The sequence below is a fragment of the Candidatus Koribacter versatilis Ellin345 genome (assembly GCF_000014005.1).
In the GTDB taxonomy this organism is placed as follows: Bacteria; Acidobacteriota; Terriglobia; order Terriglobales; family Acidobacteriaceae; genus Korobacter; species Korobacter versatilis_A.
In genome coordinates, this window is the sequence record NC_008009.1 from 3,955,757 (window position 1) to 3,979,940 (window position 24,184).

At 59.5% G+C, this 24,184-nt stretch carries 22 protein-coding genes; 11 read left to right on the top strand and 11 right to left on the bottom strand.

Going from position 1 to position 24,184, the window contains the following annotated elements:
• The first annotated feature begins 107 nt into the window (after positions 1-107).
• From ACID345_RS25730 to ribD, 3 genes are all read left to right on the top strand, one after another.
• On the top strand, positions 108-1,943 hold the full coding sequence (locus ACID345_RS25730; protein ID WP_011524135.1) for an HD domain-containing phosphohydrolase: 1,836 nt from the start codon (positions 108-110) through the stop codon (positions 1,941-1,943).
• A gap of 69 nt (positions 1,944-2,012) precedes the next feature.
• Entirely contained in the window at positions 2,013-2,975 is a 963-nt protein-coding gene (gene ftsY / locus ACID345_RS17225) for a signal recognition particle-docking protein FtsY (protein ID WP_011524136.1), read from the top strand.
• Positions 2,968-4,167, top strand: a complete 1,200-nt coding sequence (gene ribD, locus ACID345_RS17230; protein WP_011524137.1) for a bifunctional diaminohydroxyphosphoribosylaminopyrimidine deaminase/5-amino-6-(5-phosphoribosylamino)uracil reductase RibD — start codon at positions 2,968-2,970, stop codon at positions 4,165-4,167. Before ftsY ends, ribD begins: the two co-directional genes overlap by 8 nt.
• Here the strand turns inward: ribD and ACID345_RS17235 are convergent.
• The 4 genes from ACID345_RS17235 to dprA form a co-directional block, all read right to left on the bottom strand.
• Positions 4,155-4,670, bottom strand: coding sequence for an alpha/beta hydrolase (locus ACID345_RS17235; protein ID WP_011524138.1), 516 nt, complete (start codon positions 4,668-4,670; stop codon positions 4,155-4,157). The two genes, ribD and ACID345_RS17235, sit on opposite strands and share 13 nt — an antisense overlap.
• 83 nt (positions 4,671-4,753) lie before the next feature.
• Entirely contained in the window at positions 4,754-5,212 is a 459-nt protein-coding gene (locus ACID345_RS17240; protein WP_011524139.1) for a DUF4760 domain-containing protein, read from the bottom strand.
• A gap of 60 nt (positions 5,213-5,272) precedes the next feature.
• Positions 5,273-7,834, bottom strand: a complete 2,562-nt coding sequence (gene topA / locus ACID345_RS17245; RefSeq protein ID WP_011524140.1) for a type I DNA topoisomerase — start codon at positions 7,832-7,834, stop codon at positions 5,273-5,275.
• A 109-nt stretch (positions 7,835-7,943) separates the two neighbouring features.
• On the bottom strand, positions 7,944-9,101 hold the full coding sequence (dprA, locus tag ACID345_RS17250) for a DNA-processing protein DprA (RefSeq protein ID WP_011524141.1): 1,158 nt from the start codon (positions 9,099-9,101) through the stop codon (positions 7,944-7,946).
• 45 nt (positions 9,102-9,146) lie between these two features.
• On the opposite strand from dprA, the gene ACID345_RS17255 reads away from it, so the two are divergent.
• Together ACID345_RS17255 and ACID345_RS17260 are read left to right on the top strand one after the other, a co-directional pair.
• A complete protein-coding gene (locus ACID345_RS17255) occupies positions 9,147-9,983 on the top strand; it encodes a menaquinone biosynthetic enzyme MqnA/MqnD family protein (protein WP_011524142.1) in 837 nt (278 codons plus the stop codon).
• 81 nt (positions 9,984-10,064) lie between these two features.
• Positions 10,065-10,709, top strand: coding sequence for a YqaA family protein (locus ACID345_RS17260; protein ID WP_011524143.1), 645 nt, complete (start codon positions 10,065-10,067; stop codon positions 10,707-10,709).
• Between the two features lie 49 nt (positions 10,710-10,758).
• On the opposite strand, the gene ACID345_RS17265 is transcribed toward ACID345_RS17260, so the two are convergent.
• The 5 genes from ACID345_RS17265 to rsmA all read right to left on the bottom strand — a co-directional run bounded on the left by ACID345_RS17265 (position 10,759) and on the right by rsmA (position 14,689).
• On the bottom strand, positions 10,759-11,871 hold the full coding sequence (locus tag ACID345_RS17265) for a VWA domain-containing protein (protein ID WP_148210152.1): 1,113 nt from the start codon (positions 11,869-11,871) through the stop codon (positions 10,759-10,761).
• Between the two features lie 64 nt (positions 11,872-11,935).
• Positions 11,936-12,937, bottom strand: coding sequence for an RluA family pseudouridine synthase (locus ACID345_RS17270; protein WP_011524145.1), 1,002 nt, complete (start codon positions 12,935-12,937; stop codon positions 11,936-11,938).
• A gap of 19 nt (positions 12,938-12,956) precedes the next feature.
• Positions 12,957-13,517, bottom strand: a complete 561-nt coding sequence (locus ACID345_RS17275; RefSeq protein WP_011524146.1) for a metal-dependent hydrolase — start codon at positions 13,515-13,517, stop codon at positions 12,957-12,959.
• Positions 13,518-13,519: 2 nt separating this feature from the next.
• Complete coding sequence (locus ACID345_RS17280; RefSeq protein WP_011524147.1) at positions 13,520-13,828, bottom strand: Rieske (2Fe-2S) protein; 309 nt, start codon at positions 13,826-13,828, stop codon at positions 13,520-13,522.
• Positions 13,829-13,831: 3 nt separating this feature from the next.
• Positions 13,832-14,689, bottom strand: a complete 858-nt coding sequence (rsmA, locus tag ACID345_RS17285) for a 16S rRNA (adenine(1518)-N(6)/adenine(1519)-N(6))-dimethyltransferase RsmA (RefSeq protein WP_011524148.1) — start codon at positions 14,687-14,689, stop codon at positions 13,832-13,834.
• A 151-nt stretch (positions 14,690-14,840) separates the two neighbouring features.
• Here rsmA and glgA point away from each other — a divergent pair, with 151 nt between their 5' ends.
• The 3 genes from glgA (at position 14,841) to ACID345_RS27395 (ending at position 19,072) form a co-directional block, all read left to right on the top strand.
• Positions 14,841-16,295, top strand: coding sequence for a glycogen synthase GlgA (gene glgA / locus ACID345_RS17290; protein WP_011524149.1), 1,455 nt, complete (start codon positions 14,841-14,843; stop codon positions 16,293-16,295).
• Positions 16,296-16,414: 119 nt separating this feature from the next.
• Positions 16,415-18,826 (top strand): ABC transporter permease, encoded by a 2,412-nt coding sequence (locus ACID345_RS17295; protein ID WP_041855819.1) that lies wholly within the window; start codon positions 16,415-16,417, stop codon positions 18,824-18,826.
• A 117-nt stretch (positions 18,827-18,943) separates the two neighbouring features.
• Positions 18,944-19,072 (top strand): hypothetical protein, encoded by a 129-nt coding sequence (locus ACID345_RS27395; RefSeq protein ID WP_266189985.1) that lies wholly within the window; start codon positions 18,944-18,946, stop codon positions 19,070-19,072.
• Positions 19,073-19,148: 76 nt separating this feature from the next.
• Here the strand turns inward: ACID345_RS27395 and ACID345_RS17305 are convergent, their stop codons facing one another.
• Both ACID345_RS17305 and ACID345_RS17310 read right to left on the bottom strand, forming a co-directional pair.
• Positions 19,149-20,606 (bottom strand): APC family permease, encoded by a 1,458-nt coding sequence (locus ACID345_RS17305; RefSeq protein ID WP_011524151.1) that lies wholly within the window; start codon positions 20,604-20,606, stop codon positions 19,149-19,151.
• Complete coding sequence (locus tag ACID345_RS17310; RefSeq protein ID WP_011524152.1) at positions 20,563-22,002, bottom strand: sodium:solute symporter; 1,440 nt, start codon at positions 22,000-22,002, stop codon at positions 20,563-20,565. Before ACID345_RS17310 ends, ACID345_RS17305 begins: the two co-directional genes overlap by 44 nt.
• 160 nt (positions 22,003-22,162) lie before the next feature.
• On the opposite strand from ACID345_RS17310, the gene ACID345_RS17315 reads away from it, so the two are divergent.
• Genes ACID345_RS17315 through ACID345_RS17325 form a run of 3 tightly spaced genes read left to right on the top strand, consistent with a single transcriptional unit; the run spans position 22,163 to position 24,182 of the window.
• Positions 22,163-23,065, top strand: coding sequence for an N-acetylglucosamine kinase (locus ACID345_RS17315; RefSeq protein ID WP_011524153.1), 903 nt, complete (start codon positions 22,163-22,165; stop codon positions 23,063-23,065).
• A gap of 49 nt (positions 23,066-23,114) precedes the next feature.
• On the top strand, positions 23,115-23,762 hold the full coding sequence (locus ACID345_RS17320) for a UdgX family uracil-DNA binding protein (RefSeq protein ID WP_148210153.1): 648 nt from the start codon (positions 23,115-23,117) through the stop codon (positions 23,760-23,762).
• A gap of 36 nt (positions 23,763-23,798) precedes the next feature.
• Positions 23,799-24,182 carry a hypothetical protein gene (locus tag ACID345_RS17325; protein ID WP_148210154.1) on the top strand — a complete coding sequence of 128 codons (384 nt, stop codon included), beginning with the start codon at positions 23,799-23,801 and terminating at the stop codon, positions 24,180-24,182.
• The last annotated feature ends 2 nt before the right edge of the window (positions 24,183-24,184 follow it).

A 24,184-nucleotide genomic window follows, 5' to 3' on the forward strand; every position in this document is an offset into this window, starting at 1 on the left:
GGCCAAGGCGGTTTCCGCTACTCTGTTTCCACCATCCTCCCCTCAAAAGCCGCTCGACAGAGCGGGTTGTGGAAATCTGTTTGCGCACACAGATAGGCCCTTGCTGAATGCATGACTCCGAAATCGCGACTGGGTTGAAGCGCTTCCTTCCGCAGCGCATCCCCATTCTGTACCTGATCCTCGGGGCGCTCCTCGCCGTGAGCGTCATCCCGATGTACTTTTATGCGCGGGTCGTCGCGATCAACCGTGACCGGTTGAAGACCAACGAAATGCTTCTGCAGAACACCGTCACGCGTTCACTCGCTGACGACGCCTCGCAGCGCCAGCGCAATCTGCAGATGATGCTCCAGAACCTTTCGACCGCCGTGCAGATAAACAGCGGCGGCAATCTCGACGACGCCACGATAGCTTCGCCCGAAATGCGCGCGCTGCTTGAGAACTTTGTCTCCAGCGGCGGCGACGTGGCGTATGCCACGATCCTGAACAGCGAAGCCAAGGGCGTGACCGCCGGCCGCATTGTTCCCGACGAATTCCTGCAGCGCGAAATGAAGAAGGGCTTCGACCTGGCCAAGGAAGGGCAAGCCTATACAGGGCAGGCCCTGCAAGTGGGCACCGGCGACGATACCCACACCGTGATGCTGGTGACCCGTCCGATCATGATCGGCGATACGTTCATCGGACTGATCTCGGCCGTAGTTGACCTCGATTACCTGCTCAACCGGTTGCAGGAAGTAAGCCATGGCGGCCTGATTGCCTACGTGGTGGATAGCCACGGCCGCCTGATTGCCGGCGCCGAGCGCAGCTACGCCATCGGCCAGGACATGACGTCGATTGAACTGGTAAAAGCATTCGTGGAAGAAGGCGGACGTCTCGCCGCGACCCACGAATTCAACATGAGCGTTGAGGGCAAGAAAATCGAGATGCTGGGCACGTACAGCCCGGTGCAATCGTTGAACTGGGCGGTGATCGCGCAGAAGCAGACCAGCGAGGCCTACCAGGGCATTTACGAGATGCAGCGCAGCGCACGCCTGCTGGCAATTCTCGCGGTGCTGATGTCGCTGGTGATTTCGATCTGGGCGGCGCGCCGCATCACCACGCCTCTCGACGTGCTCACGCAATCCAGCCGCGCCATTGCGCGCGGAGATTTCAGCCGTCGCGTGGAACTGGTGACGCGAACGGAAATCGGCGAACTCGCGAATACGTTCAACAGCATGACGGACGAAATCGAACGGCACATTGAAGACCTGAAGCGTGCCGCCGAAGAGAACCGTCAACTGTTCTTGAGCTCGATCCAAATGCTCGCCGGCGCAGTCGACGAAAAGGACCCGTACACTCGCGGTCACTCCGATCGCGTGACGCGCTATTCCGTTCTCATCGCGACCGAGATGGGCTTAAGCACTGAAGAAGTCGAGAAGATCCGCATTTCGGCGCAGCTTCACGACGTGGGTAAGATCGGTATCGAAGACCGCATCTTGAAAAAGCCGGGCGCGCTCACACCGGAAGAGTTCGAGATCATGAAGACCCACACGACCAAGGGCGCCATCATCCTGCGTCCGGTCACGCAATTGGCCGACATGATCCCGGGCATCGAACTCCACCACGAATCGCTCGACGGCCGCGGCTATCCCTACGGACTGAAGGGCGACCAGATCCCGCTGATGCCGCGCATCATCATGGTGGCCGATACCTTCGATGCCATGACCACCAACCGTCCCTACCAGGCGGCTGCCGATCCGGAGTACGTGGTGCGCATCATCAACTCGCTGGCGAACACCAAGTTCGATCCTCGCTGTGTAGCGGCATTTACCGCGGTCTTCCAACGCGGGCAGGTGCACGTGAAGCGCGATGTGCCGATGCCTGCTGTCGCCATGGCGGCTGCTGCACCTCTTCCCGTTGCCGGCCACCGCGAGGCTGCACTGCTCGTGGATACCGAGCGCATCTAGAGCCCTGCCCCGAGCCTTTCTCCCGCCGCGTCTCTATAATGGTCTTTTGCGCATTTCTACGGTGCATTCATGATTCAGACACTGTTCGGCAGTCTCGACGAAGAGAAAAAACCATCCGGCTTATTCCAGCGCATGAAGGAGGCGGTGACTCGCACCCGCGAGAGCCTCACGGAGCGCATTGAAGACGCCGTCGGCGTCCGGCCGGAAATTGACGATTACACCCTCAACGAGCTGGAACTGACGCTCATCGCCGCCGACCTCGGCTCGGTTACGACGGCGGAAGTGCTGCAGGCGCTGAAGGATAAAGTTGACCGCAAGCAGGTGCAGAGCACCGACGAGATCAAAGGCGTGTTGAAGGCGGAGATCCTGCGGCTGCTGAATGAAGCTGCCGCGAAATCTCCGGTGCGCACAGTGGACCAGCCACCTGAGGTGATCCTGGTTGTCGGCGTGAACGGCACGGGCAAGACGACGACGATTGGCAAGCTCTCGAATCTGCTTCGCGCACAGGGAAAGCAAGTTCTGCTCTGCGCGGCTGATACGTTTCGCGCCGCCGCCATCGACCAGCTCGAAGTTTGGGGCGAGCGCACGGGCGTGGAGGTGATCAAGACTAAGCCGGGTGGTGATCCCTCGGCCGTGCTCTTCGACGCCCTACAGGCCGCGAAGGCACGCGCGGTGGATTACGTCATCGTGGATACCGCCGGACGTCTGCATACGAAGCAGAACCTGATGCTTGAGCTGGAAAAGATGAAGCGCACCGCGCAGAAATTCATTCCGTCGGCGCCGCACGAAGTTCTGCTGGTGATGGACGCGACCACCGGACAGAACGGATTGCAGCAGGCGAAATTGTTCACCGAATCCGCGGGCGTGACGGGCATCGTGCTGACCAAGCTCGACGGCACTGCCAAGGGCGGCGTGGTGGTCGCGATCTCGCGCGAGCTTGGACTGCCGGTACGCTACGTTGGCGTCGGCGAAAAGATTGGCGACATCCTGCCGTTCAACGCGAATGACTTCGTGGAGTCGCTGTTTGCCTGATTACGCGCCGCGCATGATCTCTATCAACGCCAGCCCCGATGAGCGCTTCACGCTGCGTGCGCTGGAACTCGCGAGCAAGGGCATTGCCATGGCTTCGCCGAATCCGCGCGTCGGAGCCGTGGTTGTCAACGCCGATGGCGAAGTTATCGGCGAAGGCTTTCACATGTACGACGGCCTGAAGCACGCGGAAGTTCTCGCGCTGGAACAAGCGGGAAACGCTGCGCGCGGCGCCACGCTCTACTTGAACTTGGAACCGTGTTCGCACGAGGGCCGCACCGGGCCATGCGCGGATGCGGTGATCGCCGCGGGAATCAAGCGCGTGGTGTGCTCGATGCCGGACCCGAATCCGCTGGTCGCTGGGCGCGGTTTCGCGAAGTTGCGCGAGGCCGGAGTCGAACTGCTCGTGGGCGTTTTCGCTGACTACGCGCGCAAGTTGAACGAAGGCTTCTCCAAACGCATCCGCACTGGGCTGCCGCTGGTGACGCTGAAGGCCGCGATGACGCTTGACGGCAAAATCGCGCCGCCTCCTGCCGAAGTGACCGATATCGGCTTCTCGCAGCCGGGATGGATCACCAGCGAGATCGCGCGCGCACACGTGCAGGAGCTGCGCCATGCAGCGGACTCCATCATGATCGGCGTAGGCACGGTGGTCAGCGATAATCCGCTGCTCACCGATCGCACGGGGCTGCCACGGCGGCGTCCGCTGCTGCGCGTGGTGCTTGATTCGCAATTGCGGCTGCCACTGGATTCGCGGCTGGTGAAGACCGCGCATCATGATGTGCTCGTCTTCTGCTCATTTGCGGAAGAGAAGAAGCGCGCGGCGCTGGAAGAACGCGGCATTCAAGTGGAACAAGTGCCGCTCGCGAAGAACGAACCCGGTGGAGTTGCCGTTGCCGGCGGGCGTCCGGATTTGAATGCCGTCGTGGAACGACTAGGCGCGCGCGAGTTGAATAGCCTCATCGTTGAAGGCGGCGCGGCGGTGAACTGGGCTGCGTTGGCTGCGGGCATCGTGGACAAAGTTTTCTTGTATTACGCGCCGAAGATTCTCGGTGGCGGCAATGCCGTCCCGTTCGCACTGGGACCGGGATACGCCCGCATGGATGAGGCCGCGTATTTGCGCAATCTCGAACTGCACCGCTTCGGCGAGGACTTCGCAGTCGAAGGGTATTTGCGCGATCCTTACAGCGACTGAGCCGCTTCGGCGGGTGGCTTCCCTTCCAACCACAAATTGAGCAGCTTGCAGAGGCGCTCTTTGTGCGCGTCGGTATCGTGGGTGAGCCATGCGAAGTTGTAGGCCTCCGCAAGGGTCGGCCAGTCGGCGGTTCGCGGGGCGATAACTTCATCGTTGGACGAGTAAATCGCGACCCGCTTCTCCGGCTTCTGTTCGAGGCGCACGCCATCTGCCCAGGTTGGAGAACTGATCGCGGCAACGTGCAGATCTTCGCGACCCAACTCTTGCAGCTTTGCGGCGACGAGTCCGCCGAGGCTGATGCCGATAAGCCATGCACCCGGCGGCACACTGAAATCCTGGAGATATTCGACAGATTTCTCCGCCGCGACATTGGGATCGTGGTGCGGCAGCACGATCCGATGGTAGATAAATCCGGCGTGAACTTCGCGGAGCAGTGGCTCGATCTTCGCGACCGTGCCCTTGGGCGAGCCACCTTTTCCGTGGAAGAGATAGACCTGTTTCATGAGTCGAGCAAAGGGTTCTTGGATTCCCACCCTCCGCCTGAAGCCGGAAGGGTGGGGCACCCACAGTATTCATTGCACCCAGATTATTGTTTGGCAGCCTGAGCGCGGCGAGCGGCCATTTTCTTCAGTCGTTCGGTAAACGCGGCCAGCTTCTGTTGCGCCAGTTCCGTATGGTTGATGAGCTTTTCGGACTGCGCCATCAAATGCGGATTGTCGAGCTTCTCGCGCACTTCTGCCAGGTACGGAGCGATTTTGGCGTAGACGAAAAACAGCTCGCCCTGGGTATCGAGGAACAGGCCCTCATTCAGCGCGCCGTGATGCACGAGGGTTGCGGCCATTTCCCAGAAGGAGGTTACCTGCCGGAAATAAGCGTTCTCGGGCGTCTGCGCCTGGATGAGAGCGATGATCTCGTCCGCCGATTGCGGATTAAAGCCGCCGAAAAATTTGCGGGCATCGCGCATCACCGGTTCGCGACGAAGATCGTAGAGCTTCAGTACTAGTTCTGCATCTGCATGCGTAGCTTTGCCAAAATCATCGGACATCGAGCACCTCTTGGATATGGGTTGGAATGGAAAAGGGCCGCCGGAAAGGCGACCCTGATTTTACGCTACGTCCGCGGACTTTTCCGGCTCATCGGTATTTTCCGGTTCCGCGATTTTCACCGAGTAGTCACATTTCACGGCGTTCTCGGTCTCTGCTGCTTTCTTCTTGCCGCGACGCTTGGGCTCTTCCGACGCGGTCGCCTTGTTGTTCGGACAGGTGAGGTAGGTACCGGACTTCAGCTTTTTCTCCAGCACATACTCGCTGCCGCACTTCGGGCACGGCTGCGCCACCGGCTTGTTGGCCGACGTGAAATCGCACTTGGGATAGCGGGCACAGCCGTAGAAGAAGTTGCCGCGACGCGCCTTCTTCTCGACGATCTCGCCTTCCTTGCACTGCGGACACTTCACGCCCACGAAGTTCTGCTTGATCCACTTGCACTCCGGATAGCCGCTGCACGAGACGAACTCGCCGAAGCGTCCATGTCGTAGTACGAGAGGCCGCGTACATTCCGGGCACTTCTCATCGAGCGGAACATCGGGAATCTTCTTGGCCTGGTCGAGGCGCCGCGTGGTCTTGCACTCCGGATAGCCGGTACAAGCCATGAACTGACCGAAGCGCCCGCGCTTCAGCACCATTCCGCGCCCGCAGTTCTCGCAGTACTCTTCCTGCTCGGTCTCCTGCACATCGGCGGTGTCGAGGTCGGGCAGGTCGATCGGATTTTCCTTGGTGAACGTGCAGCTGTTCGGGTCCTTCTTGTCGTACGAACTGCACGCATAGAACGAACCGTGCTTGCCCCACTTGATGACGAGTGGTGAGCCGCAACGCTCGCACTTTTCGTCGGTGGGCTTCTCCATGCGCTTGATGTTTTCCATGTGCTTCTGCGCATAGTCGAGGTTGGTTTCGAACTTGTCGTAAAACTCTTTCAGCGTGTCGGTCCACTTTTTCTGGCCGTCTTCCACTTCGTCGAGTTCTTCTTCCATCCGCGACGTGAACTTGGTGTCGAAGATGTCTTTGAAGTTGGCGACCAGCAGGTCGGTGACGACCATGCCGATTTCAGTTGGGAAGAACTTGCCTCCGCGGCCTGGCGTCTTCTGCACGTAGCCACGGTCCTGGATGGTGCTGAGAATGGCGGCGTACGTGGAAGGCCGCCCGATTCCCTGCTCTTCCAGTTCCTTCACGAGCGACGCCTCGTTGTAACGCGGTGGCGGCTCGGTGAAGTGCTGCTCCGGCTTGATCGCCTTCAGCGTGAGCGTCTGGCCCTCGACGAGCGGCGGCAGCTTGTGCTTCAGCGCATCATCTTCCTCGTCCTTGCCTTCCTTCGACTCCTCGTAAACCTTGAGGAAACCTTCGAACTTGAGGACCGAACCGGTCACGCGGAAGTTGTAGGTGCGATCGGCCTTGGCATCAATGTCCACCGTGGTCTGATCGAAGACCGCAGGCGCCATCTGCGAAGCGACGAAGCGCTGCCAGATCAACTTGTAGACCTTCATCTCATCGTCTTTGAGATAGGCCTTCAGATCATCGGGCGTATGGGCAACGGACGAAGGGCGAATGGCTTCGTGCGCGCCCTGCGCATCCTTCTTCTGCTTATAAACGTTGGGCGATTCCGGCAGGAACTGCGGGCCGTAGCTGGTGCCGATCAGTTCGCGTACTTCGGTCAGCGCTTCATTGGAAACGCGGGTGGAGTCGGTACGCATATAAGTAATGAGGCCGACCGTACCCTCTTCGCCGAGTTCCACGCCTTCATACAAATGCTGCGCGATCATCATCGCGCGCTTCACGCTCATTCCCAGCTTGCGCGAGGCATCCTGCTGGAACTTGCTGGTGGTGAACGGCGCTGCCGCGTTGCGGCGACGCTCGCGATTATCAACCGAACGTACCGACCACTCGGCATTGTCCAGTTGATCGACAATCTTCTTCGACTCTTCTTCGTTGCCGACTTCGAGCTTCTCGCCGTCAATACCGGTGAAGCGCGCGTCGAAATCCGGCGGCTTCTGCCCGTGCAGGTGGGCGTCGATCGTCCAATATTCTTTGGAGACGAACGCCTTGATTTCGCGCTCACGTTCGACGATCAGTCGCAGTGCGACGGTTTGCACCCGTCCGGCGGAGAGGCCACGGCGGACTTTGTCCCACAGCAGCGGGGAGACCTGGAAACCCACGAGACGGTCGAGAATGCGGCGCGTCTGCTGCGCATCCACGAGGTTGCGGTCAATTTCGCGAGGCTTCGCGAAGGCTTCCTGGACGGCCTTTTTCGTGATTTCGTTGAAGGTTACGCGATAGAACGGCTTACTGTCGGTCTTCTTCTTTTTCTTACCGTCGCCGTCGCCAAGTTCCTCGGCAAGGTGCGCAGCAATGGCTTCGCCTTCGCGGTCCGGGTCAGGCGCGAGGTAGATGGCGTCAGCGTCTTTCGCCAGCTTCTTCAGCTTGGCGACAACTTTTTCCTTGCCCGGGATAACCACATACTCGGTGTCGAAGTTATTTTCGATATCGACGCCGAGGCCTTTTTTCGGCAGGTCTTTGATATGACCGAGCGAGGCTTCGACCTCGTATCCTTTGCCGAGATATTTTTGAATCGTCTTCGCCTTCGCCGGCGATTCAACGATTACCAATCCCTTTGCCAATGTTTCCTTCTTCCTCTTTTACGATTGCAACAGATGCAGCAGAATTAAATAAGGTGCGAGAGACACTTTCCAAGAAACTAGCACGGATTCAGACCAGCAGCAAAAAACGCTACATGCTACGAACGTAGTATTTTCCGGGCATCTGCCTGATTTTGCTCGCCATTTCCAGTTCAAATAATGCCGAAAATATCTCTGCCGAAGACAGCCGTCCATCCAGCTTTTCGATCAATTCATCAATGTGCATCGATTCGTCCGCACGCAGTAACGCGTACACTTTGCGTTCTTGAGCCGGCATTTCGTGCTGGTCGAATAGAGATGCTGCCTGGGGCGTTTCGGTCGCAAGCGCCTCAGGCGGCGGTATCTGCAAACGGATGTCGCTGCCCAGTTCTTCCCACACATCTTCCCACGTGGCAACGAGCTTCGCGCCCTGCTTGATGAGTGTATTCGGCCCCCACGAAAGCTTGTTGGTCACATTGCCGGGGACTGCGAACACCTCGCGACACTGCTCCAGCGCGCAACGCGCGGTGATACGCGTACCGCTGTATTCACCGGCTTCGATCACGAGTACACCGACCGAGAGCCCGCTGATGATCCGGTTGCGGATAGGGAAATTCTGAGGCGCCGGAAATGTTCCCGTCGGGAACTCACTGATCAATGCGCCGCCAAATTCGACGATCTGTTCGGCCAGCTTCTTGTTCGCGCGCGGATAGATTTCATCCACGCCGGTGCCGAAGACTGCGACGGTCTTTCCGCGGGCATTTATCGTCCCACGGTGGGCAGCGGTATCCACTCCGCGCGCCAACCCACTTAATATGATGACGCCACGTGCCGCAAGGTCGCAGGAGAGCCGCTCGGCCATCCCCAGGCCATAGGGCGTGGGGTGCCGGGTGCCTACCACTGCCATCCCCGGCTTGCTCAGGATGCTCACATCACCGCGCACCCGCAGCGCCAGTGGCGGATCGTAAATCTCCATCAATCGCGGCGGATATTCAGGATCGCCAATGGCTACGATCTTCGCGCCGGCCTGCGCGGTCTTCACCATCTCGTCTTCCGCCAGTTCGTACGACTTTCCCAGTGCGATCGATTGCGCGGAGGCTGCGGGCAATCCAGAAGCTTCAAGTTCCGTCAGAGAGGCGCGGAAGATTCTTTCGACATCGCCGAAGTGTTCGACGAGGCGCCGTCCGCGCGTGGGACCGAGTTGTGGAGTGAGCGAGAGCGCCAGCCATTGGCGCTGGCGGTTGGAAGTGGTGGGTTCAACGACAGTCACGCGAGGCCCCAGTTTGCTAGAATCGTCCGTTTGCCCAGAGGGTCAATGGCTCAACTTAGAGTTTCCGCAATTTCTTTCCTGAATACAGCACCGCTAATGTGGGACTTCGCGCACGGCAACGTCGGGACGGGCTTCGATGTGCACTACACGCTGCCCGCACAATGTGCAGAAGAACTGCGCCAGGGCAGCGCGGATATTGGGATCATTCCGGTGTTTACCTACGCGCTGATACCGAATCTCGTGCTGATTCCCGATATTGCAATCGCCACGAAAGGAGTGGTGCGGTCGATCCTGCTGATCAGCAAAGTGCCGGTGGAACAGATCAAAAGCGTGGCGCTTGATACGTCGTCGCGCACTAGCGTGAACCTGACGCGGGTGCTGTTCTCGAAATTCTGGGACGGTGAACGCAGCTTTATTTCCCACCCGCCCGACCTCGACCAGATGCTCGCGAAGTGCGATGCCGGGCTGCTGATTGGCGATCCGGCGCTCCGCGCTAAGACCGCTGGATACCACGTGTATGACCTTGCAACCGAGTGGAAGAAGTTCACCGGCAAGCCATTCGTGTTTGCGGTGTGGGCGATCCGCATGGCCGCGCTCACCGGCAATGATCACGCGACAAAGGTGGTGGAGATCTTCCAACGCTCGCGCGACAACGGCCTGAAGCCGGAGCACGTGGACGAGCTCGCGCGCGAGTGGTCGCCAAAGATCGGCATCTCGGAACGCGATGTTCACGAGTACCTCACCCACAACATTGATTACCATCTCGATGCCGAGAACCTAGAAGGACTGGCCCTGTTCTTTCAGTATTGCGAAGAGCTGAAACTGATCGAAAAGGCGCCCGAGCTGCGTTTTCTTCCCGCTCACAACTGGTTCTCGAAATAGCCTGTTGGGGCGCTGCTTCACGACTATTTACACGGACTGGCAGCGCGAGTAGCTCATTTTCTGCTTCTAACTGAGGCAGGAATGATGCTCCTTGTCTCCAGTTCGCAGGCGCTCATGCACTGGTTGCACCGCCTGGGCGGGCCGGGCCTGCTGCTGCTCGCGCAGGTGGATAACTCGCCTGTTCCAGTGCCCGGCAGCATGGACGTGCTGCTCATCATTCTTGCCAGCTCTCACAAAGAGCTGTGGTGGTACTACGCGCTGATGGCGCTGGTGGGATCGGTGATTGCCAGCTACTTCACGTATCGGTTGAGCGCAAAGGGCGGCAAAGAAACACTCGAAAAGAAAATTGGAGAGGGCCGCGCGAAGAAGGTGTACTCGGTCTTCGAGAAATACGGATTCTTATCGCTGTTGCTCGGTGCCGTCGCTCCACCTCCGGTCCCGATGTCGGCATTTCTCATGACTGCGGGAGCATTGCAGTATCCGCTGAAGAAATTCCTCGCCGCCGTCGCGATTGGGCGCACCATCCGTTACGCGCTGATCGCCTACTTTGCTTCTCTCTACGGTCATTCGCTCATCCGCGTAATGAACCGCTATTACAAGCCGCTGCTGATTTTTGCGATTGTGCTGGGCGTTGCTGGCGGACTGTTCGCGCTCTACCACTTCAAGCGGGCGCAGCGGAAGAAGCAAAAAGAAGATAAAGGTAAGCCGCATCGGGTAGCTGCATAAAGCGAAACGGCGACGCCTTCGCGCCGCCGTCGCAATGCTTCCAATTCAGCTAGTTTTTCGGAGCGTAGTAGCCTTTACGCGCGCGGACCTTGTACTTTTTGTTGTCGGCCGCAATCTCGATCGCGCGATAGTGACCGTCTTTCTTGAAGTCGGCGGGCACGTACGACACCGCATACTGGCTGCGCAATTCGTCCTGAATTTCCGAAAAGGCGTTCGCTACGTCGGAAATCTTGAAGGGGAAGAAGGCGCGTCCGCCCGTTGCCTCAGCGAAGCGCTCGAGCACTTTGTCGCCGCGCAGCTTCAGGCCACTGGTGTTGGTGGAAATCGCGTAAATGATGACTTCCGCGCGCTGTGCCATCTCGACCGCTTCTTCCCGGGTGACGCGGCTCTGGTTGTCCTCACCGTCGCTGAGCAGGATCATCGCCTTGCGCATGGCGGTGTTGCCATTCTCCTTCAGCAACTTGTCGCGGCAGGCGTAGTAGATCGCGTCGTACATGGCGGTACCGCCGCCCGGACGCAGCATGCGTACACCTTTACCGAGAAGGTCGGTGTCGTCGGTGAAATCCTGGGTTACTTCGGCTGTGGTATCGAAGCCGATGACGAACGCCTTGTCGAACTTGGGACGAATGATCTGGTTCAGGAATTCGATCGCCGATTCCTGCTCGAACTTGAAACGGTCGCGAATCGAGTTGCTGGAGTCAATCAGCAAGCCGACGCGCAGCGGCAGGTTCGTTTCCTTGCGGAAGTCGCGGATGGAGGCGACTGGCTTGCCATCGTCAACAAACTTGAAGTCGGGCTGGCTGAGGTCCTTCACGAAGCGATTGCGCTTGTCGGTCACCGTAAAGATGACGTTCACTTCGTTCACACCGACAACGATCTTGGTGATGGCCTGGTCGTCGGAAGGCGTGTCGGCCTTGGCATCGTTCTGTGGGGTAGGGGGCTTGGGGGCCGGGGCTGACGGAGCGTCTTTCGGGATCGCCGGAAGCGGTAACGCAGGCGACGAGGACTGCTGCGGTGCAGGATTCGCTGCCGCCTGTGCAGCCGCGTCCTTTTGCTGCTGCTGTTGCAGCGTAGCCGAAGGCGCCGAAGGAAGTTCCGCCGGTTGTTGCGCGACGGCCAAAACTGCCGTCCCAAGAATGGCCAAGAACAAGCTGGGTCTCATGCGATATCAGTCATTATAAGCTGAGCACCACGTTGGTTCCGGTGAATCCGAGGTCACCTTCGGACTACGTCCCGCGTACTTCCGGATGCCGCAATGTCTCAGCGAAATCCTCTAGTGCCGCTGGAACTTTGGTTACAAAACGCAGTGCTTTTCCCGTTGCGGGCTGCTGCAATTCGATTTCTGCCGCGTGGAGGAAATTTCGCTCCAGGGACGCCATCTTCGATGGCATCCCTTTCAACGCCTTCGTAACCCGCAACTCACCCGGCGCACCGTAGAGCGTGTCGCCCACCACCGGATGGCCCAAACTGGCCATATGCACGCGGATCTGGTGGGTGCGGCCGGTCTCGATCTTCACCTCGACCAGCGCGAACTTGCCGTACGGAGACTCGATCTTCTCCTTCACTTCGTAGTGGCTCAGCGCATCGCGTCCACCTGACCCGCGGGTCGTCATCCGCGTGCGGCGCGACATGTCGCGCGCGATCGGCAGGTTGATGGTTCCCTTCAGTTTCTTCGGCCATCCATGCACCAGAGCCACGTACTTCTTATGAACCCGTCGCGAGGAAAACTGTTCCGCGAGCTTGCGGTGCGCAACGTCGTTCTTCGCAACCACGATCAGTCCGCTGGTCTCTTTGTCCAAGCGGTGAACGATACCGGGCCGCATGTCGCCGCCGACTTCTGACAGCGCTCGGAACCGATACAGCAGCGCATTCACCAGCGTCCCGCGATTACGCTCTTCCTCCGTTGCACCAGCGCCAACATGCACCATCATTCCTGCCGGCTTGTTGATGACCGCGAGATCATCGTCTTCGTACACCACATCGAGCGGAATATCTTCGGGAATCGCGCGCAACGGCGGCGGCTGATATTCGCCGACGACATCGATCACTTCGCTTCCGCGCAGCTTATAGGACGGCTTGGAGGACTTTCCGTCTACCAGGATCTTTTCGTCGTCGATCAGCGCCTGTACGCGAGCGCGTGAGACGTCGGGGAGATGCGAGACGAGATATTGATCCAGGCGAATGTTCGCGTCGTCTGCGCTGACCTGGATGTGTTGTGCGCCGTCCATGTCGGCATTATCTCAGAGCCTAAGCCGAACGTAGCCGGCCGCGCAGCGTGCCGACGAACCGTTCATCGGCGCGGGTTGAGAACAACTCCACGACGGAGTTGCCATTGCGCACCGCGAGCCAGAAGGTCGCGACCAGCAGGAGTCCGGTGATCGCGAAGTTCTGCCAGCCATTCAACGGCCACTGGCCAGACCACGTCCAGGCATGGGCCTGCGTGAATGGGGCGAAGTATGGAATTGGCCAGGAATCGCCATCCGGGCCACGTGCGCCGATCAGGTCGCAAAGCAGATGCAGATGAAAACTCGCAAGCACGAATAGCGCGGTCTTCAGTCGTTCGCCGCAGAACGCCACCGCGACGAGCGTGACGATGATCGCGAACAGCAGCGTATGCAGCTGATGATGGAATTCGGAAAACCACAGCAGCGGATGCGCGCTGTGCCGCGTAAATAACTCCGGAACCACGCCAAGTCCGTCGATGTCAGGGATGACTCCCGCGATCATGACGGCCACGCGCCCGCGATGATCGAGGCGCGAGAACCCGGCAAGCACTCCTGCAGCCAGGAGATGAGTCGCCGGGCTCATCGCTAGATCTTCACCAGCACGTCATCGCCTTCGATTTTCAGCTCGTAGACATCGACACCGAGGGTGGCACTCTGCTCGCTCTTGCCGGTCACGAGATCGAATTGCCAGCCATGCCACGGGCAGACCATCTTCCCCTCGTCTACCACGCCCTGGCCGAGCGGGCCGCCGCGATGCGCGCAAACATTGTTCATCGCGACGTACTTGCCGTTTTCGTTGGCAATACAGATGGTGCGCTGTTCAACCACAAACTCTCGTCCTTCTCCGAGAGGCGGCAACTCGCTGACAATTGCGATCTTTCTAAACTCTGACATCCCCTATCCCTTGCGGAGTTCGTTGTACAACTGCGCTGTCTTCTCCAGCGCAACGGCCTCCGCGCGAACGTCGGATTTCAGTCCCACGGCCTTCATAGCCTCGCGCGCTTTCGCCATGTCATACGCCACGCGCAGGTTATTGAAGAGCGTCTTTCGCTTTTGCCCGAAGATGAGCTTGAGGAATGAGTCGAAGCCCTCTTCGTCCACGCCAAGCGCTTCGAGTTTCGGCTCCATCTGGAGCTTCAACACGGTCGAGTGCACCTGCGGCGCTGGATTGAACGATCCCGGCGGCAGCGTGAAAAGCTTCTCAACGTGCGTGTACAGTTGCGACGTCGCCGAGAGCAGGCCGTAATCGCGGGTACCGGGCTTGGCGGCAATTCGGTCCGCCACTTCCTTCTGCACCATGATCACCGCGAAATCGATCAGCGCGTGCGCTTCGAACAGACGCAGCAGGATGTCGGAGGTGATGTAGTAGGGCAGGTTGCCGATAATCCGCACCTTCTCCGGCTTGGTGGGGCGGAGGTCGCGAAGCGGCCCGATGCGCTGCGCCAGCACCGTCGAGAGTTCGACGGCGAGAATGTCGGCTTCGAGAATTTCTACGTTTTCTAGCCGCGAGTAACGCAGACGTAGCTGCGCTGCCAGCACGCGATCGATCTCTACCGCGATCAGCCGTTTGGCTCGTTTCGCGAGGTGATCGGTGATTGCGCCGCGTCCCGGGCCGATCTCGACGACGGTCGCATCCGAGATGTCGCCGAGCGCCTCGACGATCTTGAGGGCGCCGCTCGCGTCGGACAAAAAGTTCTGCCCCAGCTTGGCTTTCTTTGCCGGTTTGGAATTCTTTTCAGCAGCCATCTTCGGCAAGTTTGCGTCTCTCCTGCGCCAGAATTAGACTTCGTTCGGTACTTCTTACGGGTTATAAGCGGTAGGCCGCGGACATCTTTACTTCCTATGAATTTATCCTAAGAGGTTGCATAGGCGCGAACCGGGCCAGGGCTGATAAAGGGGAGGGTGCATGCACATCGCATTCGCGGCATCGGAATGCGTTCCATTTTCCAAGACCGGGGGGCTAGCCGACGTTGTAGGCGCAGTTCCGCGGGCACTGGCTGCACTCGGCCACAAGGTTTCGGTTTATACGCCTTTATATCGCAATACGAAGCTTGAAAATCCGAAGACCGCGGTCCGCAGCATCACCGTTCCCTTCGACGACCAATACCGCTTCTGCTCCATTGTGGACGGCGGGATGATTGACGGCGTGCAGTTCTACTTCGTGGATTACCCGGCCTACTTCGATCGCGACGCGCTATACGGCACACCGATCGGCGATTACCACGACAACGCCGAACGCTTTGCGCTGTTCTCGCGCGCCGTGATTGAGGGCTCGAAGATCCTCGGCGTCCCCGACATTTTCCATTGCCACGACTGGCAATCTGCGCTGATCCCCGTACTGCTGCGCACGTTGTACGCCGAGGACCCGGCCTTCGACCACGCGAAGATCGTATTCACGATTCACAACATGGGATACCAGGGACTCTTCCCCGGAGAAATCCTGCCGCTGCTCATGCTGCCGTGGGACCTGTTCACGCTGACGAAGATGGAGTTTTACGGCAAGGTCAACTTCCTGAAGGGGGCGCTGGTTTACGCCGACTTCGTCACTACCGTGAGCCGCCGCTACGCGCTCGAGATCCAGACTGCGGAGTACGGCTTTGGCCTGGAAGGCGTGCTGCGCGGGCGTTCCGGGACAGTTGCAGGAATCCTTAACGGTGTGGATTACAGCGAGTGGAGCCCGGAAACCGATCGCTTTATCGCCGCGAAATTCTCGGCCGACAGCCTCGCCGCTAAAGCCCAGGACAAAGCCGACCTGCTGCGCGAATTCGGCCTACCCGAGACGAAACTGCCAGTCGTTGGAATCGTCTCGCGCTTTGCGGCACAGAAGGGCTTCGATCTCATCCAGCAAGTTGGCGATCGCCTGGCGCGCGAGGAAGCGATCTTCGTCGTGCTCGGTTCGGGAGATAAAACCTACGAAGATTTGATGCGCCGCCTGAGCAAACAGTATCCGAACCGGTTCGCGGTGCGCGTCGCGTATGACAATGCGCTCGCCCACAAAATCGAAGCCGGCAGCGATATGTTCTTGATGCCCTCGCGCTACGAACCCTGCGGGCTGAACCAGATCTACAGCCTGCGCTACGGCACGGTGCCGATTGTCCGCGCCACCGGCGGGCTCGATGACACCATCGAAAATTGGGACCCTATCACCAACCGCGGCACAGGTTTCAAGTTCGTCGAATACTCCGGCGAAGACATGCTCGACACCGTCCGCAAGGCACTCGAACTCTTCAAAGACAAAACCGCGTGGCAAAAACTCATGCGCAACGGCATGGCCCGCGACTTCTCGTGGAATACCGCGGCGAAAGAATATGTGCGGGTGTATGAGAAAGCGAAGCAGGTAAGAGCGCCAATGCCAGTGTAGGTTCCATAGGCCGTTTCCCGGGGAACTTCGGGTACACTGCCTTCGTGTACCGAGTATCCCGCGCTCTATGGTCGGTCAGTGAAGCAATTGCCGGGGATGTCCGGCTCGCTTGGCGGCGCATGCTGCGCTCTCCGGCATTCACGCTTTGTGCCGTCATCTGCCTGGGGCTCAGCATCGGCAGCACATTCGCCATGTTCCAGGTTGTGGACGCTTTGCTTCTGCGCAAGTTGCCCGTTCACGAACCGGACCGCCTCGTTGAGATCGCACGTTCGGACGAAGTGAATCTGCATTCGCCCGAAGTCTGGCGGCTGTTCAGCGAGCGGCAAATTGTGCTGTCGAAGGTGGCTGGGTTTGGCGAAGATATATATTCGGTCGCCACTCCTAACACACAACCGCAAAAACTCGCGGGGATTTATGTAACCGGCTCGTACTTCCAGGCACTCGGAGTCACGCCCGTCCGCGGCCGGGCGCTGAACGAACTAGACGATCGCCCTAATGCCTCTCCGGCGTGCATACTAAGCTTCGCGTTCTGGCGACGCCGCTTCCAAAAATCTGACAGCGCTCTCGGGCAGCAAGTCTTTGTAAATGGCCGGGCCTGCGAAATCGTCGGCATTGCTCCGCAAGACTTCTTCGGCACGGATGTCGGATACGGGTTTGACATCGCGATCCCGTTTGCGATGCAACGGTCACTTCGTCCTGAGGGCACCACGTGGCGTACGCTGTTTACGTCGCTTGCGATGTTCGGGCGACTTCGTCCAGGAGTCTCCCTAGAGCAAGCCAATGCTCAAACGGAAGCGATCTCTCGACCTATTCTCCACAGCGCGATTCCGCATGATGCTTCGGAGTCCTATCGCCGGAAGATTTCAACGATGTCTCTCATCGCGCGACCCATGGCGAAGGGGGCCGCGTCGGACAGCCGCTATCGCTATGGGAACGCCGTAAAGCTTATGCTTTGCCTTACGGGAGCTCTCTTCTTCGTCGGTTGCTTGAACCTGGCGAACCTGACTTTGGCTCGATCTGCATCGCGGGAGCGCGAGTTTGCCACTCGCTACGCGCTCGGCGTCACACGCAGTCGACTGTTCGCCCAGCTGATGACCGAAACGCTGGTCATCGTAGCAACGAGCATGCTCCTTGCAATCCCGTTGGCGTTTGGGGGCGGCCGGACCCTGATGGCCGCCGTTTCGTCGCACACCGATCCGCACTATCTCGATCTGCGGGTCGATGGTGCGTCCTTCTGCCTTTTGTGCGGCATGACGCTGTTTTCGGTGTTGCTGATTGGAATCTTCCCGGCGCTCCGCGCGATTCGTGAACCATTCGCTCTTCAACCGCACCGCGCCGACGCTTCCCATTCCTTCGGTCGCATCGGACCGGACGTGCTTTCTGTGGCCATTCAGTTTGCGTTTTCGATGGCGATGGTCGCGATCGCCCTCGTACTCGTGAAAACAGTTCGGGATCTTTCGTCTGCCGATCTCGGATTTGATCAGCGCTCCGTGTTGCGTGTCGACGTGCAGCGGCTCGGTGAAGAACCCGATGGGACGCGAGATGAACTTGTAGCACAGCGCCTGCAGCAGCACCTCGCGGCAGACCACTCGATCGTATCGATTGGGCGAACCAAGCCGCTGCTCGATGCTTCCACTGTTCGCATCTCCACCATGACTGCGAGCGGTCGTGAGAAGCAGATCCTCGCGTACGTGGTGTACATCGACCCCAGTTATTTGCCGGCGTTGCGCATTCCTGTGAGATCCGGCCGCAACTTCGCTGCCTCTGATGACCAGGGTACAAATCCTGTAGCAATCTTAAGCAGAACCGCGGCCCTGGCACTCTTCAATGAGAATGTCGCGGGTCCCTACACTTTCCGCCAGGCTCTTGGTAAATCGAACCCTGAATCGGTGACGGTGGTTGGAGTTGCCGCCGACGCGCAATATGGCAAACCAAATGATCCCGCGCTGAACGTGATCTATAGGCCAGTCGCACAATGCGGTACCGCCTGCGCCGGCATTGGCCAGTTTTACATCCGTTATCAAGGGCCGCTGGCAGTGCTTCAACGCGAAACTGATCGGATAGCCGATGAGGTCGATTCCCGCCTCGTACTCGACAGCACGCCACTCGAGCAAGAAAGCAGGTCCCTCATCCAGCAGGAGAGGTTGACCGCAACACTCGCCACCATGGCCGGCAGTTTCGTTCTGATTCTCGCTGCGATCGGCATTTTCGGCGGGGTTTCGATCGGCGTTGAGCGGCGCATAAAGGAGATTGGCATTCGGCTGGCACTGGGGGCGCAGAAACGCCACGTGTACCACACGATGCTCAGGCATACCTCCGCGGCGGTCCTCGCTGGAGCAATCCTGGGTGGAGTGTTCGGATTCGAAGTGATTGGCGTGGTCCGACAGAGTTTCTACGGTGTCTCCGCTGCCACTCTCACGCCGCTGCTCACCACGGCAGCATTGCTCATTTTCGTCGCGCTCGTTGCAGGCGCGATTCCTGTCGAACGCGCTCTGGTTTCGGATCCGGTTTCCACCCTGCGCTCGGAGTAGAGGTCTCACATCTCGCCCTCCACGAGGCGCTAGTCCTTCGGAACCAAGAAAACAAATTGCGCGCGCTGCGATTTGGCCGCACAATATGCGCAAATTTCTTGTGGAGGCGGCACCAAGATGCGGAGCACCCACTTTGAGGAACACTCCAGCGAGTCGCCGGTACGGGTGAAGCTCGCGAAGGGTTCTTCTGCGGCGGCGAGTAAGCGCTCGAAGTCCGACCGCAAAACTTCGGCCAAGAAGCACTGAGCGCGCCCAGCCGATAATTCCCGAAGAGTCTGCGAACGCCGCGGTGAGGTCTAAGCCTCTCGCGTTCGAGCCCACCCTACAATTCCTTCGTGCCCTTCGTGGTTAAAGATTTTTGCCTTGCGAACCACCAGAACACCGGCACGCCGAGCAGAATTACCAGCGCGCCGCCGGTAGAAATTGAATTCAACGGCGGACCGATCAACGTCGTGGGAATCATGGCGTACTTCAGGTTGTCGACGAAGGTGTAGCAGAGCAGCATCGCGGCTGCAGCGATGAAGACTGCGGGAACGACGGGATATCCCCACGTTTTGTAGGGACGATTCGCGTTCGGCTCGCGCCGCCGGAAGACGAAGACGGTGCTCGTCGCGATCATGTAGAACAGCCACTCGGCGAAGATTGTTAACGAGAACAGCTGCTGGAATTTCCCGACCAGCGACACGAGAATGACCGCCAGCGCTCCCTGGAAGACGATCGCATTTGCAGGCGTGAGGTAGCGCGGATGCACTTTGCCGATGGCCTCGAAGAAATAGCCGTCGCGCGCCAGGGCATACGGAATTCTTGCGCCGCTGAGCGTGGTGCCGTTGATCGTTGCCAACATCTGGATCGCCATGAGTGCCGCGAATATCGAGGCCGCGCCTGCGCCAATTGAGACCAGGACTGCATCCGATGCCGCGCGCTTCGACATCGCGATGGCCTGCGCTGGAAGCGCATATTGCACTGCGGCGTTGAGGAGCATGTACAACGCTGCCACGATGCCCACGCCGACAATCAGCGCGATCGGCACGTTGCGCTCGGGGTGGTCGATTTCCTCGGCGACCATGTTGATGTCGTTCCAGCCGTCATACGCCCAGAGCGCGGCAACGAGCGCGATCATGAAGCCGGCAATGCCGCCAGTCGCACCCGTGAAGCTGGTTGTAAAGTTCGACCACGAGCCGTGGCCCGCGAAGAAACCAACGACAATCACGCCGAAGATGATTGCGAGCTTCAGGACGGTGAAGACTACCTGGAACTGTCCGGCTTTCTTCACGCCGATGTAGTTCACGGCCGAGATGAAAATGATGAGCGCTACGGCCGCCAGCTGCGCGTAGGTGAATGGCACTCCCGAGACGACGTTTTTTGGCAGGAACGACAGCGCGGGATAGCCGCCAAGAATCTGCATCATGCCGGTTGCGATGGTCGCCATGGAGCCGGGCTTCGCGATGACGAACCATGACCACGCATAGAGGAAGCTCATCAGCGGGCCGTAGGCATCGCGCACGTACACATATTCGCCGCCGGATTGCGGCTTCATCGCGCCGAGTTCTGCATACGTCAGCGCGCCTAGGAACGACAGGATGCCACCGACGATCCATGCGAGATAGACGAGCTTCGCGGTGCCGACGGCGCGCATCATCTCGGCGGGTACGAGGAAAATGCCGCTGCCGATGATGGTGCCGACGACGACGGCGGTGGCGTGGCTTACGCGCAGGTCGCGCGCCAGTTGCGGAGTGTTACTCGGCGCTGATTTCGGCGTCGGGCTGATGATTGCCTCCAAGAAGTAGACTCGCACTATAACCGATGGCGAACGTCACAAACGATCCGATGGCCACATACCACGGGAACGGGACCGCGCGCGGCAGCGCAAACTGCGGCACAATCGCTTTTCCCTGCCAGATGTAGATGTTCACCAGGAAGCCGGCGGTGAGGCCGATCGCTGTGCCCAGTTGGTTCGCGCGCTTGGTCAGCACGCCAAGCAGGAACGTGCCGAGCATGGCGCCCTGCGCGACGGAAGCGATCGTCAAGCCGAGTTCGACGACCTTACCGCCGCGTCGAGAAAGAATGGCAAGGCAGAAGAGAACGAGTCCCCAGGCGATGGTACCGACGCGAGACAGTAGCATGCGCGTTTTTTCGGTGGAACTGGGATAGAGCCGCAGCCAGAAATCAATGATCGACGTCGAAGTGAGCGAATTCAGGGCCGCGCTTAGGTTCGACATGGCAGCCGCTAAAATCGCGGCGATCAGCAGGCCGGAGACGAGGTGCGGCATCTCAGTGACAATGAACGTGGGGAAGATGCGGTCCGTCTTGGCGAAGGCGACGCCGTGGTAGAAGACCCAGAGCATCGCGCCGACGCAGAGGAACAGCGCGAACTGGAGAAGCACAGCCACGCCGCTCGCCAGCAGCGCCCAGCGTGAATCCTTCAGGCTGCGCGCCGCTAATAGTCGCTGCACGATGAGTTGATCGGTGCCGTGACTCGCGGTCGTCAGGAACGCGCCACCGATTACGCCGGACCAGAAGGTGTAGGTCTTCCAGAAATCCCAGCTGAAGTCGAAGACCCTGAACTTCCCTGCCGCCGCGGCAGTGGCGTGAATCGCGCCCCAGCCGCCGGGGACGAGATGGATGATGGTGAAGAAACCGACGATCGTCCCGCCGATGTAGATGAAGGTCTGGATGACGTCGGTCCAGATCACCGCCGCGAGGCCTCCCTCGAACGTATAGATGAGCGTCAATATGCAGACAATGGAGATGGCGATCAGGTCGCGGCTGAAGTCGCTGAAATTACCGAGTTGCGGGCCGAGGGCGATACCGATCACCAACGCGACAGCGTAAACGCGAACGCCTTCGGCAGCGGCGCGGGTGATGAGGAAGAGGCCAGCGGTGTAGGTGCGCAGCTTGCCGCCGAAGCGACGCTGGATGAGTTGGTAGGCGGTGAACAGGTATCCCTTGAAATATTGCGGGAGCAGGATGATGCAGATGATGACTCGCCCTACGAGGTATCCGAAGGCGAGTTGCAGGAAGGTGAAGTTGGTGTCGTAAGCGAGACCCGGGACGCTGACCAGGGTCAGAGTGCTGGTTTCGGCGGCGACGATGGAGAGCGCCAGCGCCCACCAGGGAATGGATCGGTCTGCGAGGAAATAATCTTTCAGGGTGCGCTGTGACTTGCGGAAGCGCAACCCGAACAGCGTAATACCCGCTAAATATGCCGCGATGATGAGGAAATCTGCTGCGTTGAGCCCGGCGCGCGCGTGAATGTCGTGTCTCCTACGGCGAGTGGATTGCGACCATTATTCACGCTTCCGGCAAAATGCGCGAGGCGTGGGATAATTTTCGTCAATGAGTTTGTATCTCGGCATCGACGGCGGCGGCACCAAGACCAAGTTTCTCCTCGGCAACGAACGCGAAATCCTCGCGGAAACCACAACCGGCGGCAGCAACATTACGCGCAGCGGCGAACCGGCAGTCCGCGAGGCGCTGCTGGTTGGCATGGAGCAAGTTTGCGCTTCGGCGGGCGTGAGCCCTGCGGAGATCGTGCGGACGGTGGCGGGCATTACGGGATCGGCGAATCCGCGGCCGCGCGCGCTCCTCGAACAGTTCCTGCGCGAGAGGCTCACGGGCGAAATCGTGATCGTGGGCGACATGGTGATCGCACACCACGCCGCACTCGATGGCGCGCCCGGAGTGCTGGTGAATGCCGGTACCGGTTCCATCGCCTACGCACGCAACCAGCAAGGCGACACGGCCCGCGCGGGCGGTTGGGGCTTCGCGATTTCGGACGAGGGCTCCGGGCACTGGGTTGGTCGAGTTGCGATCGCAGCGGCGATGCGTTGCTACGACTCGCGACGCGAGGAAGCTTATCTGCACCACTTGATGGCCGCCCTCGGGGTGGAGGATCCGGTAGACCTCGCGAAGCTCGCGAACTCTGTCGCGAATCCGGACCTGGCGCAGGTCTTCCCCGCGGTGGTGAACATCGCTCAGAAGGGCGACGAGACCGCGCGCAAGATCCTGGTGAGTGCGGGCGCGGAACTCTCCTACCTCGCGGAAACCCTGATCCAGCGCCTGTTTCCGACGGTAGAAGCCGTTGCAATCGCGGGAACGGGAGGCATTTTCCGGAACTCCGTCACCGTGTTCGAATGCTTCTCTGCTGAGCTGCACAATGTTCATCCTGACGTATCGATCACGTTGCCTGAAGCTGATCCTGCGCTCGGTGCTCTGATGCTGGCGCGACAGCCACTCTGATTCCTGCACAACCATCGGTGCGGCTGGCAGCATCTCGACAAATATGCCGATGCGCCGCAAACCCGTGCAATCCGAGTTGCCCCTGCTGATGAAACCACGCAGCCTCGAAGCGCTCGCTCACGACGCGAAGGACTGCCGTAATTGCGATCTCTGGAAGACCGGCACGCAAACCGTCTTCGGCGAAGGCGGCGCGCATGCGCGAGTGGTCTTCGTCGGTGAACAACCCGGGGATAAAGAGGACCTGGAAGGCCGGCCGTTCGTGGGACCTGCGGGAAACCTGCTGAATACTGCCCTCGAGCAAGCCGGCATCAATCGCAACGAAGTTTACGTCACGAATGCGGTTAAACATTTCAAGTGGGAGCCACGCGGCAAGCGCCGTCTGCACAAGAAACCCAACGCTGCTGAGGTTGCAGCCTGCCGTTCGTGGATGGATGGAGAAATCGCGGCGATTCAGCCGGAGATTATCGTTTGCCTCGGAGCAACGGCAGCGCAGGCGATGCTTGGAAGAAGCTTCCGCGTCACCAAGCAGCGCGGTGAGTTCCTGCCCGGGCCAAACGGAGCGTCGGTCCTGGCGACGGTGCATCCGTCGTCGATCCTGCGGGCTCCGGATGAGGATGCGCGGCATGAGGAGATGCGGCTGTTTGTAGATGATCTGCGGAAGGTGGCGGCACGGATGAACGTGAAGCGGGCAGCGTAGTTGTTGAGTGGCGTCTCCTGGATCACAATAGTGAAGATGAGTGAGAATGCCACTTCTCAGCTGCTGGCGCGCATCGTCGGCAAGTGCCCAATCTGCAAGCTTCCGCCGCGCCGGCATGCATGGTCGCAGTTGGCGAGCACGATCTGCGGCGATCCGAGCTTCCAGGAATCATTGGCAAACTTCTTCCAGCTGTTTCGTACCCACGAATGGATGAGGCTCCGAGCCTACCAAGGGTTCGATCCGATGCGCGACGCTGTCGTCGTCTACGCGGTCCGCTGTCCTGATGGGGGCGCACTCGTCTTAGCGGTCCGGAGCAACTTCGACCTGTACGCGCCGGACGAACTCTATGGCTGCGAGATCATTGATGCGAAAGCGAGTGACGCTCTGTGCACTCAGCTTGAGAATTGGGAAGATATCTAGGT